The organism is Streptomyces sp. NPDC047130, assembly GCF_040643475.1.
Classification (GTDB): Bacteria; Actinomycetota; Actinomycetes; order Streptomycetales; family Streptomycetaceae; genus Streptomyces.
In genome coordinates, this window is sequence record NZ_JBEYUK010000051.1 from 1 (window position 1) to 14,897 (window position 14,897).

At 73.4% G+C, this 14,897-nt stretch carries 16 protein-coding genes; 5 read left to right on the top strand and 11 right to left on the bottom strand.

Annotated elements, in window-relative coordinates:
- From ABZ836_RS29995 to ABZ836_RS30020, 6 genes are all read right to left on the bottom strand, one after another.
- Positions 1–87: GTP-binding protein (locus ABZ836_RS29995; RefSeq protein WP_361147487.1), on the bottom strand; the 87-nt coding region annotated here is incomplete at its 3' end.
- A gap of 34 nt (positions 88–121) precedes the next feature.
- Entirely contained in the window at positions 122–910 is a 789-nt protein-coding gene (locus ABZ836_RS30000) for an SDR family oxidoreductase (RefSeq protein ID WP_356139369.1), read from the bottom strand.
- A gap of 35 nt (positions 911–945) precedes the next feature.
- Positions 946–2,019: an acyl-CoA dehydrogenase family protein gene (locus ABZ836_RS30005; protein ID WP_361147476.1), complete on the bottom strand. Its 1,074-nt coding sequence runs from the start codon at positions 2,017–2,019 to the stop codon at positions 946–948.
- Between the two features lie 39 nt (positions 2,020–2,058).
- Entirely contained in the window at positions 2,059–3,045 is a 987-nt protein-coding gene (locus ABZ836_RS30010; protein WP_356139367.1) for an acyl-CoA dehydrogenase family protein, read from the bottom strand.
- Positions 3,045–4,220, bottom strand: a complete 1,176-nt coding sequence (locus ABZ836_RS30015; RefSeq protein WP_356139365.1) for an acyl-CoA dehydrogenase family protein — start codon at positions 4,218–4,220, stop codon at positions 3,045–3,047. Before ABZ836_RS30015 ends, ABZ836_RS30010 begins: the two co-directional genes overlap by 1 nt.
- Positions 4,220–5,077, bottom strand: a complete 858-nt coding sequence (locus ABZ836_RS30020; protein ID WP_356139363.1) for an enoyl-CoA hydratase — start codon at positions 5,075–5,077, stop codon at positions 4,220–4,222. Before ABZ836_RS30020 ends, ABZ836_RS30015 begins: the two co-directional genes overlap by 1 nt.
- A 45-nt stretch (positions 5,078–5,122) precedes the next feature.
- On the opposite strand from ABZ836_RS30020, the gene ABZ836_RS30025 reads away from it, so the two are divergent.
- Genes ABZ836_RS30025 through ABZ836_RS30040 form a run of 4 tightly spaced genes read left to right on the top strand, consistent with a single transcriptional unit; the run spans position 5,123 to position 8,858 of the window.
- Positions 5,123–6,289: an acyl-CoA dehydrogenase family protein gene (locus ABZ836_RS30025; RefSeq protein WP_356139361.1), complete on the top strand. Its 1,167-nt coding sequence runs from the start codon at positions 5,123–5,125 to the stop codon at positions 6,287–6,289.
- A complete protein-coding gene (locus tag ABZ836_RS30030) occupies positions 6,286–7,074 on the top strand; it encodes an SDR family oxidoreductase (RefSeq protein ID WP_356139359.1) in 789 nt (262 codons plus the stop codon). Before ABZ836_RS30025 ends, ABZ836_RS30030 begins: the two co-directional genes overlap by 4 nt.
- Positions 7,071–7,673, top strand: coding sequence for a TetR/AcrR family transcriptional regulator (locus ABZ836_RS30035; RefSeq protein ID WP_356139358.1), 603 nt, complete (start codon positions 7,071–7,073; stop codon positions 7,671–7,673). The genes ABZ836_RS30030 and ABZ836_RS30035 overlap by 4 nt, the downstream gene beginning before the upstream one ends.
- 27 nt (positions 7,674–7,700) lie before the next feature.
- A complete protein-coding gene (locus ABZ836_RS30040) occupies positions 7,701–8,858 on the top strand; it encodes an acetyl-CoA C-acetyltransferase (RefSeq protein WP_356139356.1) in 1,158 nt (385 codons plus the stop codon).
- Between the two features lie 68 nt (positions 8,859–8,926).
- Here the strand turns inward: ABZ836_RS30040 and ABZ836_RS30045 are convergent, their stop codons facing one another.
- From ABZ836_RS30045 to ABZ836_RS30060, 4 genes are read right to left on the bottom strand one after another with little or no spacing between them, the layout of a single operon-like run.
- The gene (locus ABZ836_RS30045) at positions 8,927–10,009 is read right to left on the bottom strand and encodes a nitronate monooxygenase (RefSeq protein ID WP_356139354.1); all 1,083 of its coding nucleotides are present in this window, start codon (positions 10,007–10,009) and stop codon (positions 8,927–8,929) included.
- Positions 10,006–10,782, bottom strand: coding sequence for a CoA-transferase (locus tag ABZ836_RS30050; RefSeq protein WP_356139352.1), 777 nt, complete (start codon positions 10,780–10,782; stop codon positions 10,006–10,008). Before ABZ836_RS30050 ends, ABZ836_RS30045 begins: the two co-directional genes overlap by 4 nt.
- The gene (locus ABZ836_RS30055; RefSeq protein ID WP_356139371.1) at positions 10,779–11,627 is read right to left on the bottom strand and encodes a CoA-transferase; all 849 of its coding nucleotides are present in this window, start codon (positions 11,625–11,627) and stop codon (positions 10,779–10,781) included. The genes ABZ836_RS30050 and ABZ836_RS30055 overlap by 4 nt, the downstream gene beginning before the upstream one ends.
- A 14-nt stretch (positions 11,628–11,641) precedes the next feature.
- Entirely contained in the window at positions 11,642–12,397 is a 756-nt protein-coding gene (locus ABZ836_RS30060; protein ID WP_356139350.1) for an enoyl-CoA hydratase family protein, read from the bottom strand.
- Positions 12,398–12,524: 127 nt separating this feature from the next.
- Between ABZ836_RS30060 and ABZ836_RS30065 the strand changes: the two genes are divergently transcribed.
- Positions 12,525–13,445 (top strand): SDR family oxidoreductase, encoded by a 921-nt coding sequence (locus ABZ836_RS30065; RefSeq protein WP_361147484.1) that lies wholly within the window; start codon positions 12,525–12,527, stop codon positions 13,443–13,445.
- A gap of 386 nt (positions 13,446–13,831) precedes the next feature.
- Here the strand turns inward: ABZ836_RS30065 and ABZ836_RS30070 are convergent, their stop codons facing one another.
- Positions 13,832–14,716, bottom strand: coding sequence for a TIGR03619 family F420-dependent LLM class oxidoreductase (locus ABZ836_RS30070; RefSeq protein ID WP_356139346.1), 885 nt, complete (start codon positions 14,714–14,716; stop codon positions 13,832–13,834).
- Positions 14,717–14,897 lie beyond the last annotated feature (181 nt).

Genomic DNA, 14,897 nt, shown 5'->3' on the forward strand with positions numbered 1-14,897 from the left:
GCCCGTGTAGAACAGGATCCGCTCGGTGGTGGTCGTCTTGCCCGCGTCGATGTGGGCCATGATCCCGATGTTGCGGACCTTGGCCAGGTCAAGCGCCGGGCCACGCGCGTGTCACCATGCCTCAGTGCCGCGCCTCGGCGTGCCGCGCGGCGAGGTACCGGGACGGGAACTCTCCGCCCCCGTGCACCGCGAGGTCGGCGCCGTCGACGTACCGGGCCAGGTCGCTCGCGAGGAACAGACAGGCCCGGGCCACGTCCTCGGGCGCGGCCATCCTCGCCATGGGAATGACGCCGGCGACCGAGGCGCCGCCGTCCGCCCCGTAGACGCCGGCGGCGCCCTCGGTGCGGACCAGTCCGGTGGTGATGTGGTTGACCCGCACCTCGGGCGCCCACTCCAGGGCGAGGGCCTTGGTGAGCGCCAGCAGCCCCGCCTTGGCCGCGGTGTACGCGGCGGTGCCCGGCTGGGGCTGATGGGCGGAGACGCTGCCGATGTTGACGACTGATCCGCGGCCCGGGCGGGTCCGCATCACGCGGTGGGCGGCCTGCGCCACGTAGAACGGGGCGAGCAGGTTGAGCGCGACGATCTTCTCCACGAACCGGGGCGAGACCGTCGCCGCGTCGGCGTCCGGCGAGCCGCCCGCGTTGTTGACCAGCACGTCGAGGCGGCCGAACCGTTCGGCCGTGCTGTCGACGAGCCCGGCCGCCGCCTCGGCGTCGCGCACGTCGGCGGCGACGAAGACCGCCGACCGTCCGCCCGCGGCGGGCACGGTGTCCGGCGCGGTGCGGCCGCAGACGACGACGTCGGCGCCGGCGGCGAGGAACGCCTCGGCGACGGCGGCTCCGATGCCCTTGGTGCCGCCGGTGACGAGCACGACGCGTCCTGTGAAGTCCAGTGGGTTGCCGATGTCCATGGTGTACGGCCTCTCTGTGTACGCCGGCGGCGCGGTCAGCGCGCGGGCATTCCGAGCCGGGCGGCGAGCCGCGCCCGGTGCGCGGCGGGCGGGCCGAACAGCTCGCCGGCTCCGTGTGCCCGCTTGAAGTAGCGGTGCGCGTCGTGCTCCCAGGTGATGCCGACGCCGCCGTGCAACTGGATCGTGTCCCCGGCCACCGCCGAGAACGCCTCGGAGCAGACCGACTTGGCGACAGCGGCGGCCCTCTCCAGCGCGGCCGGGTCCTCGTCGGCGGCGAAGGCCGCGCCGAGCGCCGCCGACCGCGCGGACTCCACCAGCACGTAGGCGTCCGCCAGCCGGTGTTTGACCGCCTGGAACGAGCCGATGGCGCGGCCGAACTGGACCCGGTCGCGCGCGTAGGCGACGGTGAGTTCCAGGCAGCGCTCGGCGGCGCCCACCTGTTCGGCGGCCAGCGCCGCGCAGGCCAGGTCCCGGACGTGCGCCAGGGTCCGGTCCGCCTCCCCGTCCACGCCGATCAACCGCCCCGCGGCGCCCTCGAGGACCCACCGGGCCTGACCGCGGGTGGCGTCCATGGTGACCAGGGGGAAGCGGCGCACCCCGGGGGCGTCCACCGCCACCTCGAAGAGCGAGACCCCCGCCCCCGTACGGGCCGCGACGATCAGCACGTCCACTTCGGGCCAGTCCAGGACGTACTCCTTGGTCCCGGTGAGCGACCAGGCGCCGCCGGGTCCCGGGACCGCCTCCGCGCGTACCGCCTCCGTCTCCCAGGAGCCGCGCTCGGCCCAGGCCAGCGCGCCCACGGAGCGGCCATCGGCGAGCGGCGGCAGCAGCCGCCCGCAGGCCTCCTCGTCGCCGGAGGCGAGCAGCGCCCCCGCCGTGAGCACCGCCGAGCCGAGCAGCGGCAGGGGGCTCAGGCACCGGCCCAGCTCCTCCATCAGGACGTGGACGTCCCGGGCTCCGCCGCCCGCACCACCGTACTCCTCGGGCACGGCGAGCCCGGCGACGCCCATCTGCCGTGCCAACGGCCGCCAGGCCGCGGCTCCTTCGTGCCGGGTCAGCAACGACCGCACGGCCGACCGCAGCTCTTCCTGTTCCTCCGTCAGCCTCATCGGGCTGCTCCCCTCGGTGTTCGGCGCGCTCGGCGCGGGTCAGGCGGACAGGACACGGGCCCGGCAGGCGGCCGGGCCGCCCCAGGCGTCACGCAGCGGACGCGCCTTGCGGATCCACAGGGACAGGTCCAGTTCGTCGGTGTAGCCGACCGCCCCGTGCAGTTGCAGGGCGGTGCGGGCGGCCCGGTGGGCGGCCTCGCCCGCCGTGACCTTGGCCGCAGCGATCTCCCGGCCCGCGTCCGCGGCCCCGGCCGTGAGCGAGAGCGCGGCGCCGTGCACCAGCGGCTCGGCGAACTCCAGGGCGATCAGGACGTCCGCGAGCCGGTGCTTGAGTGCCTGGAACGAGCCGACGGCCACCCCGAACTGGGTGCGCTGCTTCACGTACTCGACCGTGCGGGTGAGCAGTGCCCGGCCGAGGCCCAGGGACTGGGCCGCGGTGACCAGGGCGGCCATGTCGGCCGCGTAGGCGGCTGCCGCGGTCACGGCCGGTCCCTCGGCGACGACCGTTCCTCCGGTCGGCCGCGACAGGCGGCGTCCCGGGTCGGCCGACGGCTGTACGGGGCCCGTTCCGGTGGCCGCGCGCAGGGTGTCGCCGTCCACGGCGAGGACGGTGTCCGCCGCGTCGGCGTCCAGGGCGTACGGGCCCAGCTCGGTCAGGCACAGCGAGGTGACGTTCCTGCCGGAGGAGATGCCGGGCAGGTGCGCGCCGGCGATGTCGGCGTCGCCGAGCCGGTCCAGGAGGGCCGCCGCCGCCACCGTCTCGGCCAGCGGCCCGGGGACGGCGTGCCGCCCCAGCTCGACGAAGGCGACGGACAGTTCCAGCGGCAGGGGGCCGTAGCCGTCGTGGGTCTCGGGAACGGCCAGGGCGAACACTCCGGCCTCGGCGAGCCGCTTCCACACGGCCCGTCCCGGGGCGTGATCGCCCGCTGTCCAGGCCCGTATGGCGGCGGGGGTGTCGGAGGAGGTGAGCAGCCCGTCGAGCAGGCGGGCGAACTCGCGTTGTTCGGGGTCGAGGAGGAACCGCATCACCGGCGTCCCTTCGGCAGGCCGAGCAGTCGCTCGGCGATGATGTCGCGCTGGATCTCGTTGGTGCCGGCATAGATCGGTCCGGCGAGGGAGAAGGTGTAACCCTCGGCCCAGCCGCCGTGGGCGGGCGCGTCGTCCGCGTGGTCGGCGAGTTCGCCGTAGGGGCCGAGCAGGTCCAGGGCCGTCTCGTGCAGGGCTATGTCCAGTTCGGACCAGAAGACCTTGTTGAGGCTGGACGCGGCGCCGGCCGGGCCGTCCTCACCGTGCAGGACGCGCGAGGCGCCCGCGTAGGAGAACAGCCGGTAGGCGTGGGCACCGATCACGGCGTCCGCGACCCGGTCGCGCAGCGCCGTGTCGGCCGGGTCCGCGCGCTCGCGCCACAGCGCGGTCAGCCGGTCCGCGGCGGCCGTGAAGCGGCCCGGACTGCGCAGGGTGAGCCCGCGCTCGTTGCCGGTTGTGCTCATCGCGACCCGCCAGCCCTGACCGGGTTCGCCGATGACGTCCTGGTCCGGCACGAACACGTCGTCGAGGAAGAGTTCCGCGAAGGCCGGCCTGCCGTCCAGGCGTCCGACGGGCCGCACGGTGACGCCCTCGGCGTCCAGCGGGAACATCAGGTACGTCAGCCCCTGGTGCGGCTTCCCGGCGTCCGGGTCGCTGCGGAACAGTCCGAAGGCCCGGTCGGCGAAGGCGGCCCGGGAGGACCAGGTCTTTTGGCCGTTCAGCAGCCAGCCGCCGTCGGTCCGCCGGGCCGTGGACCTGAGCGAGGCCAGGTCCGACCCGGACTCCGGCTCCGACCAGGCCTGCGCCCAGATGACCTCGCCGCTCGCCATCGAAGGCAGGATCCGGGTCCGCTGTTCCGCGCTGCCGTGCTCGAAGAGGGTGGGGGCGAGCAGGTTGATGCCGTTCTGGCTGACCCGTCCGGGGGCGCCGGCGGCGAAGTACTCCTCCTCGAAGATCAGCCAGTGCAGGAGGGAGCTGCCCCGCCCGCCGTACTCCGCGGGCCAGGACACCACCGACCAGCGGTCGGCGGCCAGTTCGCCCTCCCAGGCGCGGTGGGCGGCGAATCCCTCGGCGCTCTCCAGGGAGGGCAGCGGGGTGGTCGGCACGTGGGCGGCGAGCCATGCGCGAGCCTCGGCGCGGAACGCCTCGTCGGTCTCGTCGAAGTCGAGGTCCATCAGCCGCCCGCCTTCTTCATCGCCCGGACGTCCATGCCGCCGAGCGCGTCCGGCGCGGTCTCGGCGTTGTGCGCGTGTGCCAGGTGGTGCAGGCCGAACACCGAGTCCATGCCCGTGTGCAGGCCCTGCAGGTCCTCCGCCTGGTTGACGGCGCGCTTGGTCAGGGCCAGGCCCATGCGCGGCATCTCGGCGATGCGCAGCGCCGTCTCCCGGGTGCGTACGGCCAGTTCCTCGCGGGGGACGACACGGTTGACCATGCCGACCTCGTACGCGCGCCGGGCGCTCATGCGGTCCCCGGTGAAGAGGAATTCCTTGGCGACGCGCGGCGGCATCACCCACGGGTGGGCGAAGTACTCGACGCCGGGGATCCCCATGCGCACCACCGGGTCGGCGAAGAACGCGTCCTCGGAGGCAACGATCAGGTCGCACACCCAGGCGAGCATCAGGCCGCCCGCCACGCAGGCGCCCTGCACGGAGGCGACGAGCGGCTTGGGCAGTTCGCGCCAGCGGCGGCACATTCCGAGGTACACCTCAGACTCACGGGCGAACCGGCTCTCCGCGCCCTTCTTGTCGGAGTGGTCCCACCACAGCCCCGCCCTTCGCTCGAACGGCAGGTGGGCGTCCCGGTCGGGGGTCCCGATGTCGTGGCCGGCGGAGAAGTGCTTGCCCGCCCCGGCCAGGACGACGACTTTCACCTCGTCGTCCTCGGCGGCCCGGTAGAACGCTCTGTCCAGGGCGTAGGTCATGGCGGAGTTCTGCGCGTTGCGGTAGTCGGGGCGGTTCATGGTCACCGTCGCGATGGGGCCCTGCTTCTCGTAGCTCACGGGCTCGTCGGCCATCTCGGGGGCAGCGGACATCGGCCCTCCTTCCCTAACAAGTGTTTGGTAGATTAACGTACCCCCATGAGCAGCGTCGAGGAGTTCCGCGCCGAGATCCGCGGCTGGCTGGCCGCCAACCTCACCGGCGCCTTCGCGGGCCTTCGCGGCCGCGGCGGCCCCGGTCGTGAGCACGAGGCATTCGCCGAACGGCTGGCCTGGGAGCGTCACATGGCCACCGCCGGCTGGACCTGCGTCGGATGGCCCGAGGAGTACGGTGGCCGGGGGGCGAGCATCGAGCAGCAGGTGGCGTTCCACGAGGAGTACGCCCTGGCCGATGCCCCTGCCCGGGTCAACCACATCGCCGAGCAGTTGCTGGGGCCGACCCTGATCGCCTTCGGCACCCCGGAGCAGCGGGCCCGCTTCCTGCCGCCGATCGTGGCCGCCGAGGAACTGTGGTGCCAGGGCTACAGCGAACCGGACGCCGGGTCCGACCTGGCGAACGTCCGCACCCGCGCCGAACGGGACGGCGACGAGTGGGTGGTCACCGGGCAGAAGATCTGGACATCGCTCGCCCACGAGTCGCAGTGGTGCTTCGTGGTCGCCCGCACCGATCCGGCGTCGACCCGTCACCGGGGCCTGTCCTACCTTCTGGTCCCGCTCGACCAGCCCGGCGTGGAGATCCGGCCCATCACCCAGCTGACCGGCACGTCCGAGTTCAACGAGGTCTTCTTCGACGGCGCCCGCACTCGCGCCGACCACGTCGTCGGCGCCCCCGGTGACGGCTGGCGGGTGGCCATGGCCACCCTCGGCTTCGAACGCGGTGTCTCGACCCTCGGCCAGCAGGTCGGCTTCCGGCGCGAGCTGGAGACCCTCGTCGAGTTCGCCAAGAGCAACGGCGCCGCCGACGACCCGCTGATCCGCGACCGGCTCGCCCGCGCCTGGACCGGGCTGGAGACCATCCGCTGCAACGCCCTGCGCATGCTCGACGGCGTGGCCTCCGGGGCACCCGGGCCGGAGGCGTCCATCGGCAAGATCTTCTGGGCGACCTGGCACCGGGAGCTGGGCGAGCTCGCCATGGACGTGTGCGGCGCGGACGGCATGCTCGCCGCCGGCGAGCCATACGATCTCGACGACCGGCAGCGCCTGTTCCTCTTCTCGCGCTCCGACACCATCTATGCCGGCTCCAACGAGATCCAGCGCAACATCATCGCCGAGCGTGTCCTCGGCCTGCCCAAGGAGATCCGACCGTGACCCCCCAGCCACCGACCCCCGTACCGGGGCACTCCCTCCTGGCCGGACGCACCGCGGTGATCACCGCCGCCGCGGGCGCCGGCATCGGAGGTGCGACCGCACGCAGATTCCTCGAGGAGGGCGCCCGGGTGGTCCTCGGCGACGCCCACGAGCGGCGTCTGCGGGAGAGTGCCGCCGCACTCGCCGAGCAGTTCGGCGAGGACAAGGTCGCCGGACTGCCCTGCGACGTCACCGACGAGCAGCAGGTCGACGCGCTCTTCGCGCTCGCCGCGGAGCGCCACGGCGGCCTCGACGTCGTCGTCAACAACGCCGGCCTCGGCGGCACGTCCGACCTCGTCGACATGACCGACGACCAGTGGTCGAAGGTCCTGGACGTCACCCTCAACGGCACCTTCCGCTGCACCCGGGCCGCCCTGCGCCGCCTCAAGGCGCAGGGCGGCGGGGGCGTCGTGGTCAACAACGCCTCGGTCATCGGCTGGCGCGCCCAGCGCGGCCAGGCGCACTACGCCGCCGCGAAGGCCGGAGTCATGGCACTGACCCGGTGCGCGGCCCTGGAGGCGGCGGACTTCGGCGTCCGGGTCAACGCCGTCGCCCCGAGCCTCGCCATGCATCCGCACCTGGTGAAGGTGACCACCCCCGAACTGCTCTCCGAGCTGACCGGGCGCGAGGCCTTCGGCCGACACGCCGAGCCGTGGGAGATCGCCAACGTCATCGTCTTCCTGGCCAGTGGGTACTCGTCCTACATGACCGGCGAGACGGTCTCCGTTAGCAGCCAGAGGGCGTGAGGCCGGTGGGCAGCAACTCCGCCGTACAGCGCCGCGCCGAGATCCTGGCCGTCGCCGCCCGGGTCTTCGCCGAACAGGGCTACAACGCCACCACCGTCCGCCGGATCGCCGACGCCGCCGGGATGCTCGCGGGCAGCCTCTACTACCACTTCGACTCCAAGGAGTCGATGCTGGACGAGATTCTCTCCGCCTTCCTGGGCGAGCTGTGGGAGGGCTACGACGCCGTGCTCGCCTCCGGACTCGACCCGCGGGAGACCATCGAGGCCCTCGTCACCGAGTCCTTCCGGCAGATCGACCGGCACGGTCCCGCGGTCGCCATCTACCAGAAGGAGTCCAAGTACCTCTCCGCCCAGCCTCGCTTCGGCTACCTGATCGATTCCCAGGTGAAGTTCGAGGACGCCTGGCTGCGCTCCCTGGAACGCGGCGTGGCCGAGCACGTCTTCCGCGAGGACCTCGACGTGCGGCTCGTCTACCGGTTCGTGCGCGACACCGTGTGGGTCGCCGCCTCGTGGTACCGCCCCGGCGGCACCCACGGCCCGGAGGAGATCGCCCGGCAGTACCTGTCCATCGTCCTCGAGGGCATCACACCTCGCGGCTGACACCACATTCCACACGAAGGAGCAGTCATGGCCGAGGCCTACATAGTCGAAGCGGTCCGGACCCCGGTGGGCCGGCGCAAGGGCGGCCTGTCCGCCGTCCACCCCGCCGATCTCGGAGCGCACGTCATCAGGGCGCTGGTCGAACGCACCGGCGTCGATCCGGCCGCGGTCGACGACGTCGTCTTCGGCTGCCTGGACACCGTCGGCCCGCAGGCCGGGGACATCGCCCGCACCGCCTGGCTCGCCGCGGGCCTGCCGGAGGAGGTGCCCGGCACGACGGTGGACCGCCAGTGCGGCTCCTCCCAGCAGGCCGTGCACTTCGCCGCGCAGGGTGTCCTCTCGGGCACCCAGGACCTGGTCGTCGCGGGCGGCACCCAGAACATGTCGATGATCCCGATCGCCTTCGCCAGTCGCCAGGCCGCCGAGCCGCTCGGCCTCACCGACGGCCCCTACCTCGGCTCGGAGGGCTGGCGCGCCCGCTACGGCGACGCGCCCGTCAACCAGTTCCACGGCGCCGAACTCATCGCCGAGCAGTGGGGCATCACCCGGGAGGACATGGAGCGCTTCGCCCTTCGCTCGCACCAGCGGGCCGTGCGCGCCATCGACGAGGGCCGCTTCGACCGTGAGACCGTCGCCTACGGCGACGTGGCGGTGGACGAGGGGCCTCGTCGCGACACCTCGCTGGAGAAGATGGCCGGCCTCAAGCCGGTCGTCGAGGGCGGCCGGATCACCGCGGGCGTCGCCTCCCAGGTCTCCGACGGGGCCGCGGCCCTGCTGATCGCCTCCGAGCGCGCGGTCGCCGAGCACGGCCTCACCCCCCGCGCCCGCGTCCACCACCTGTCGGTGCGCGGCGAGGACCCGATCCGGATGCTGTCGGCTCCGATCCCGGCGACGGCGTACGCGCTGAAGAAGGCCGGGATGTCCCTCGACGACATCGACCTCGTCGAGATCAACGAGGCCTTCGCGCCGGTCGTCCTCTCCTGGCTGAAGGAGACCGGCGCCGACCCGGACAAGGTCAACGTCAACGGCGGCGCGATCGCCCTCGGTCACCCACTGGGCGCCACCGGCGCCAAGCTGATGACCACCCTGCTGCACGAGCTGGAGCGCACCGGGGGCCGCTACGGCCTGCAGACCATGTGCGAGGGCGGTGGACAGGCCAACGTCACCGTCATCGAACGGCTCTGAGCGAAGCCCGAAGGGGCGGTCCGGAGATCTCCGGACCGCCCCTTCGGCGTTCGCCGGGTTGACGCGGATCAGCCGGCCGGGTGCGGCAGCGACTCCAGCGCGACCCGTGCCTCACCGATGATCCGCCCGACCAGTTCGCCGCAGGACGGCAGGTCGTCGATCAGGCCGGCCACCTGTCCCGAGGCCATCACCCCGATGTCGGTACGGCCTTCGACCATCGAGGCCTTGAGCAGCATCGGCGTGTTGGCGGCCAGCAGCACCTGGCTCCATGTCAGTTCCTTGCCGTGCTTCATCGCCAGTCCGTCCCGCATCAGTTGGGGCCAGGAGGCTCCGGACTCCCTCCGGAACGCCGAGGCGTGCCGCAGGGCCCGCAGCAGGGCGGCCGCGCGTCCGGAGCGCTCCAGCGAGTCGACCATGCCGGTGCGGAGCATCCGGTGCGGCAGCCCGTCCACCTGCGTGGTGACCACGACGTCCTTGACGGTGGCGGCCAGGTACTTCGCCTTCACCGCGTCGGGGACGGTGCTGTCGGAGGTGAGCAGGAAGCGGGTTCCCATGCCGATGCCTGCCGCCCCGAACGCGAGCGCGGCCACCAGGCCGCGGCCGTCGTGGAAGCCGCCGGCCGCGATCACCGGGATGTCGACGGCGTCCACGACCTGGGGCAGGAGCACGCTGGTGGCCACATCACCCGTGTGACCGCCGCCCTCGCCGCCCTGCACCATCACCGCGTCCGCGCCCCAGGAGGCGACCTTCTCCGCGTGCCGGCGGGCCCCGACGGACGGGATGACGACGACACCCGCGTCCTTGAGACGGGCGATCAGGTCCTGGGAGGGGGCCAGGGCGAAGGACGCCACCCGCACCCCTTCCTCGACGATGATCCGCACCCGTTCGGCCGCGTCCCCCGCGTCGGCCCGCAGGTTGACGCCGAACGGCGCTCGGGTGCGGGTCTTGACCTCCCGGACCGCCGCGCGCAACTGCTCCACGGTCATGGTGGCGGAGGCGAGGATGCCGAGGGCTCCGGCGTTCGCCGCGGCCGACACGAGCCGGGGGCCGGCCACCCAGCCCATGCCGGTCTGCACGATCGGGTGGCGCACTCCGGCCAGTTCGGTCAGCGCCGTGCGGAACACCGCGGGCGGGCCGGCGGCCCCCGTCACGCCGGGACCTCGCGCTCGCGCAGCGCCTGCGGGTCGATGACCTCGCGGATCAGCCGCAGCTCCGCGGGGGTGGGCTCGCGCGTGTACGGCACGTCGCCGGGGATCGTGAGGGTGAAGCCGGTGGCCGCGGTCACCTCCTCGACGGTGACCCCGGGGTGCAGGGAACGCAGCCGCATCGTGCGGTCGGCCGTCCGGAAGTCGAAGACGCCCAGGTTGGTGATCACCTCCGGGATGCGGTGGTAGCGGGCCGCGGAGGGACCGGTCTCCGCGGCCCGGTCGTAACCGACCCCGCTCACCATGTCGACCCGCTCGACGAACACCCGGGCGGAGTGGTTCGGCACCCAGTAACTCGTCGGGTTGTTGACGGTGTTGAGCGGGGCGCCGCGCACTCCGAGCAGTTGCCGGGTGGGCCTGGTCCAGTCGCCGACGCAGGAGATGTTCTGGTTGCCGTGGCGGTCGATCTGGCTGGCGCCCATCATCACGTGCCGGCGGCCGGTCGCGGTCAGCGTGAGGTGCTGACGGAACGGCAGCCAGCCCTCCACCACCCCCGGCCGGCGGCCGATCGCGGGCACGTCCGCCATGAGGAGGGCCTCCCCGTCGGTCAGCAGCAGGTCGGGCGAGAAGGTGAGCCTGGCCAGGCGCGCCCCGATGGCCGGGACGGTGCCCATCGGGCTGGCCAGGACCTCGCCCGCGTCCCGCCACGCCTCCGCGCAGGCGACCACGCAGTACTCGGCGCGGGTCGGGGCCGGCAGGGCGGTCTCGGTGACGCTCATGCTTCCTCCTGGTGGAAAGCCGTGACGGCGGCCTGGTAGGCGGCTTCGTCACCGGACAGGAACCGTGCGCAGAACGCCTCCCACGCCTCGGGCTCGCGGGCGGCGCGGGCGTAGGCCCGCTGGAACGCCTCGTCGCGGTCGTAGTCGGGGGCGCAGGACGTGAAGTGGGCCCCGTTCGGCGTCTCGACAACCCCGTCCACGAACAGGCGCTTCAGCAGAAGGCTCTGCGGCCCGTGCTCCTTGAGCAGGTCCGCCGTGTCGACGATCCGTTCACAGGAGACGTACGCGTGGTCGGCGGCCTCGCAGAACAGGTCGTCGAAGTAGGGATCGGCGCCCAGGTACTGGCCGTTGCCGTGGCGGTCGGCCCGGTTGAGGTGGACCAGGGCGGCGTCCATGTGCAGGGCCGGCACCGCGACCAGTTCCTCCCCGTCCTCGTAGGGCGAGCGGACAGTGCGCAGCGAGGGGTTGACCTTCATCACGTCCGAGGCGAGACCGGCCCGCACGGGGAGGAAGGGCAGCCGTTGCGCCGCGGCTGTCAGGCCCCACATGAACATGGCCTCGTCGAGCTCGGTCATCTCGAACGCGGCGCGCTGGCGGGCGGCGGTGAAGTGCGGCTCCAGCGGTATGGAGTCGAGGGTGCCGAAGGCCGTGACCAGCTTGCGTATCCTCCCCGCCGCGGCCAGCAGGCCGACGTCCGGTCCGCCGTAGGAGACCACGGTGAGGTCGGTGATGTCCGAACGCAGCAGTGCCCGCACCAGGGCCATCGGCTTGCGCCGGGAGCCCCAGCCGCCGATACCGATCGTCATGCCGCTGCGCAGTCGGCCGACGACCTCGTCGGCCGTCATGCTCTTGTCCTGGGTCACGCTCGCTGCTCCTTGTCCGTGCCGAAACTGTCGCGCACCCGGTCGGCGACCCCGCTGAGGTTGGCCTCGAAGGTGAAGCCCTGCTCGAAGCGGTAGCTGCGGCGGACGTCCACCGGGTCGATGCCGTTGATGGCGGCCTTCGCCAGCCGGATCAGGTAGCCGTCCTTGGCCGCGATCTCGCCGGCCAGTTCCAGGGCGGCCGCCCGCAGTTCCTCCGGCGGGACCACCCGCCACACCGAGCCGTGGCGGTGCAGTTCCGCGGCCGTGACGGTGCGTGAGGTGTAGTAGAGGGCCCGCATCAGGTGCTGGGGGACGAGCCTGGCGAGGTGCGTGGCCGCGCCGAGCGCGCCCCGGTCGAGTTCCGGGAGTCCGAAGACGGCGTCGTCGGCCGCCACGATCGCGTCCGCGTTGCCCACCAGGCCGATTCCGCCGCCCAGGCAGAAGCCGTTCACGGCGGCCACCACCGGGACCTCGCACTCGTAGACCGCGGCGAATGCCTCGAAGCAGCCGCGGTTGGCGCCGATGAGCGCCTCGTGCCCGTCCGCACGCTGCATCTCCTTGATGTCCACGCCGGCGTTGAAGCCGCGCCCCTCGGCGGCGAGCACCACGCAGCGGACCTTCGGGTCGGCGCCGGCGGCGCGGACCGCGGCGGCGAGTTCGTACCAGCCCCGCACGGGGAGGGCGTTGACCGGTGGGACGTCCACGGTGACGACGGCGACGCCCTCTTGGGGGGCGGAGGTGGAGACACCCATGAGCAGATCAGCTACCTTTCCACCAAACGTTTGTTAGGCAGAACGTAGCAGTGATCCCGACGCCGGGGGAACGCCGTGCCACTGAGCGGTACCGGCCCCCGCGTCCCGTTCCGAAAGGACGTCCGTCATGACCTCACCGACCGCCCTGTGCACCGGTCGCGTCGTCGCCGTCACCGGCGCCGGCCGTGGACTCGGCCGCGCGCACGCCCTCGCCTTCGCCGACGAGGGCGCGCGCGTCGTCGTCAACGACCTCGGCGTGGGCCTCGACGGCTCCGGCAGCGGCGGCGGCCCCGCGCACGAGGTCGTCGAGGAGATCCGCGCGGCCGGCGGCGAGGCCGTCGCCCACGGCGGCGACATCGCCACCGACGACGGCGCCGCCTCCCTCGTCGCGACCGCCCTCGACTCCTTCGGCCGCCTCGACACCCTCGTGAACAACGCGGGTTTCCTGCGCGACCGGATGCTCGTCAACCTCGACGAGGACGACTGGGACGCGGTGATGCGCGTCCACCTCAAGGGGCACTTCCTCCCGCTCAGGCACGCGGCGGCGCACTGGCGGGCGGAGGCCAAGGCGGGCCGCGTCCCGCAGGCGCGGGTGATCAACACCAGTTCCGGGGCGGGCCTGCTGGGCAGCGTCGGCCAGGGAAACTACTCCGCGGCCAAGGCCGGCATCGTCGCACTGACCCTGGTGGCCGCCGCGGAGACGGCCCGTTACGGCGTCCAGGTCAACGCCATCGCCCCGGCCGCCCGCACCCGGATGACCGAGGAGACCTTCGCGCAGACCATGGCGGCGCCCGGCGGGGGCGGCTTCGACGCGATGGCCCCGGAGAACGTGTCGCCGCTCGTCGTGTGGCTGGGATCCGCGGACTCCGCCGGCGTGACCGGCCGGGTCTTCGAGGCCGAGGCGGGGCGGATCACCGTGATGGAGGGCTGGCGGCCTGGCCCCACGGCCGACAAGGGCGCCCGCTGGAGCCCCGCCGAGGCCGGGGCGACCGCACGCGAACTCCTGGCCGCCGCCGAGGCGCCACAGCCGGTGTACGGAGCCCGCTGACGCGGCGGGCGCCATCCGCACGAGGGGGCGGCCACGCACACTGAACGCCGCGTTCCGCAACGGCTGCGGCCGCGGCGGAAGCGCGCCGCCCCCCGGGTGCCCGCGGATCGGCACGTGGCCCGCGTCGCCGCTCGGAGGGCGCCCGCGCGGGACCGGCGAGGACGACGAGGGGGTGGTGACGTGCCGTCACCACCCCCTCGCACCTGTGATACCTCAGGCTACCCACAGCCGGTGGAACACCCCGTCGGCGGCCGGCGGTTCCGAGGAGCCGGTCCCGCTCCGGGGGAGCCGGTGGCGGCCCCGCCGGACCCCGCCCCGTGCGGTGGCGGACCGTACCGTGGTGCCGCTCCTCGGCCGCGCCCGCGCTGCCGCGGGCCGGTCCTCGCTCACGACCGCGGGCCTGCGGTCGTGCCGTCCGGGGCGAGCCCGGCGATCGAGGCGAGCGCCTCGAGCTGTTCCACGTAGTGGCGCGCCGATCCGGCGGCCACCGAGACGCCGACCAGGGTGGCGCCCGCCTCGGACACCCGCCGGAGCGCCCGCGCCGTGCCCTCCGGGTCGCCCTCCGGGTCGAGCGGGTGCTCCGCGCCCAGCACCACCTCGAAACCCTCCGGCAGTTCGGCCGCGTCGAGCATCCCGCGCAGCCGCTCAAGCGGCAGCCCGAACGGCACCCAGCCGTCGCCGTGGGCGACGGCCCGGCGGAGCGAGCGCGGCGTCCGACCGCCGATCCACAGCGGCACGCGATCCTGCACGGCGTGCGGCTCCACCACGAAGCCCTCGTAGTCGAAGTGTTCGCCGTGGTAGGCGGGCTCGCGCCGGGACAGGGACGCCCGCAGCGCCGCGAGGGCGTCGTCGGCGATGGAACCGCGCCCCTCGAAGGCAGCGCCGAGCAGCCGGAACTCCTCCTCAAGGCTGCCGATGCCGAGCCCCAGCACGAGCCGTCCGCCCGAGATCCGGTCCAGTGTGCCGTACCGCTTGGCGACGGCCAGCGGGTGGTGGTAGCCGAGCACCAGCACCTGGGTGGCGAGCCGGATGCGGCGGGTGCGGGCGGCGAGGTAGCCGAGGGTGGCGAGCGGGTCCCAGTAGGTCCCGCCGCGCTGTTCCGCGACGTCCACGGGCACCGCGACGTGCTCCGCGCAGGTCAGATGATGGAAACCGAGCCGGTCGGCGGCCTCGGCCACCGTCCCGAGTTCCTCGATGCCGGCGCCGCGCTCCCACGGCGAGTGACCGCCGGGGACGGCCGTGACGACGGGACTGGTGATGCCGAGCCGCATGGGGAGGCACCTTTCTCGGACGCGAAGGATGGGAGAAGCAGCCATCCAAGTCCGCGGCCGGTGGCGTATACAGCCGGATCCCACTGACCGGAACCCGGCGCCCCGCCGGTGTGCGGCCTGGCCAGGCAGAGCAGGAAGAAGGCCATCAGCAGCGCGGCGGCCGGGCGGGCCGCGTACAGGC

What these genes read in the sequence shown, in the direction of transcription:
- ABZ836_RS30000 (WP_356139369.1), bottom strand. Translation starts at nt 910, where the DNA reads ATGGACATCGGCAACCCACTGGACTTCACAGGACGCGTCGTGCTCGTC.
- ABZ836_RS30005 (WP_361147476.1), bottom strand. Translation starts at nt 2,019, where the DNA reads ATGAGGCTGACGGAGGAACAGGAAGAGCTGCGGTCGGCCGTGCGGTCG.
- ABZ836_RS30010 (WP_356139367.1), bottom strand. Translation starts at nt 3,045, where the DNA reads ATGCGGTTCCTCCTCGACCCCGAACAACGCGAGTTCGCCCGCCTGCTC.
- ABZ836_RS30015 (WP_356139365.1), bottom strand. Translation starts at nt 4,220, where the DNA reads ATGGACCTCGACTTCGACGAGACCGACGAGGCGTTCCGCGCCGAGGCT.
- ABZ836_RS30020 (WP_356139363.1), bottom strand. Translation starts at nt 5,077, where the DNA reads ATGTCCGCTGCCCCCGAGATGGCCGACGAGCCCGTGAGCTACGAGAAG.
- ABZ836_RS30025 (WP_356139361.1), top strand. Translation starts at nt 5,123, where the DNA reads ATGAGCAGCGTCGAGGAGTTCCGCGCCGAGATCCGCGGCTGGCTGGCC.
- ABZ836_RS30040 (WP_356139356.1), top strand. Translation starts at nt 7,701, where the DNA reads ATGGCCGAGGCCTACATAGTCGAAGCGGTCCGGACCCCGGTGGGCCGG.
- ABZ836_RS30050 (WP_356139352.1), bottom strand. Translation starts at nt 10,782, where the DNA reads ATGAGCGTCACCGAGACCGCCCTGCCGGCCCCGACCCGCGCCGAGTAC.
- ABZ836_RS30055 (WP_356139371.1), bottom strand. Translation starts at nt 11,627, where the DNA reads ATGACGGCCGACGAGGTCGTCGGCCGACTGCGCAGCGGCATGACGATC.
- ABZ836_RS30060 (WP_356139350.1), bottom strand. Translation starts at nt 12,397, where the DNA reads ATGGGTGTCTCCACCTCCGCCCCCCAAGAGGGCGTCGCCGTCGTCACC.
- ABZ836_RS30065 (WP_361147484.1), top strand. Translation starts at nt 12,525, where the DNA reads ATGACCTCACCGACCGCCCTGTGCACCGGTCGCGTCGTCGCCGTCACC.
- ABZ836_RS30070 (WP_356139346.1), bottom strand. Translation starts at nt 14,716, where the DNA reads ATGCGGCTCGGCATCACCAGTCCCGTCGTCACGGCCGTCCCCGGCGGT.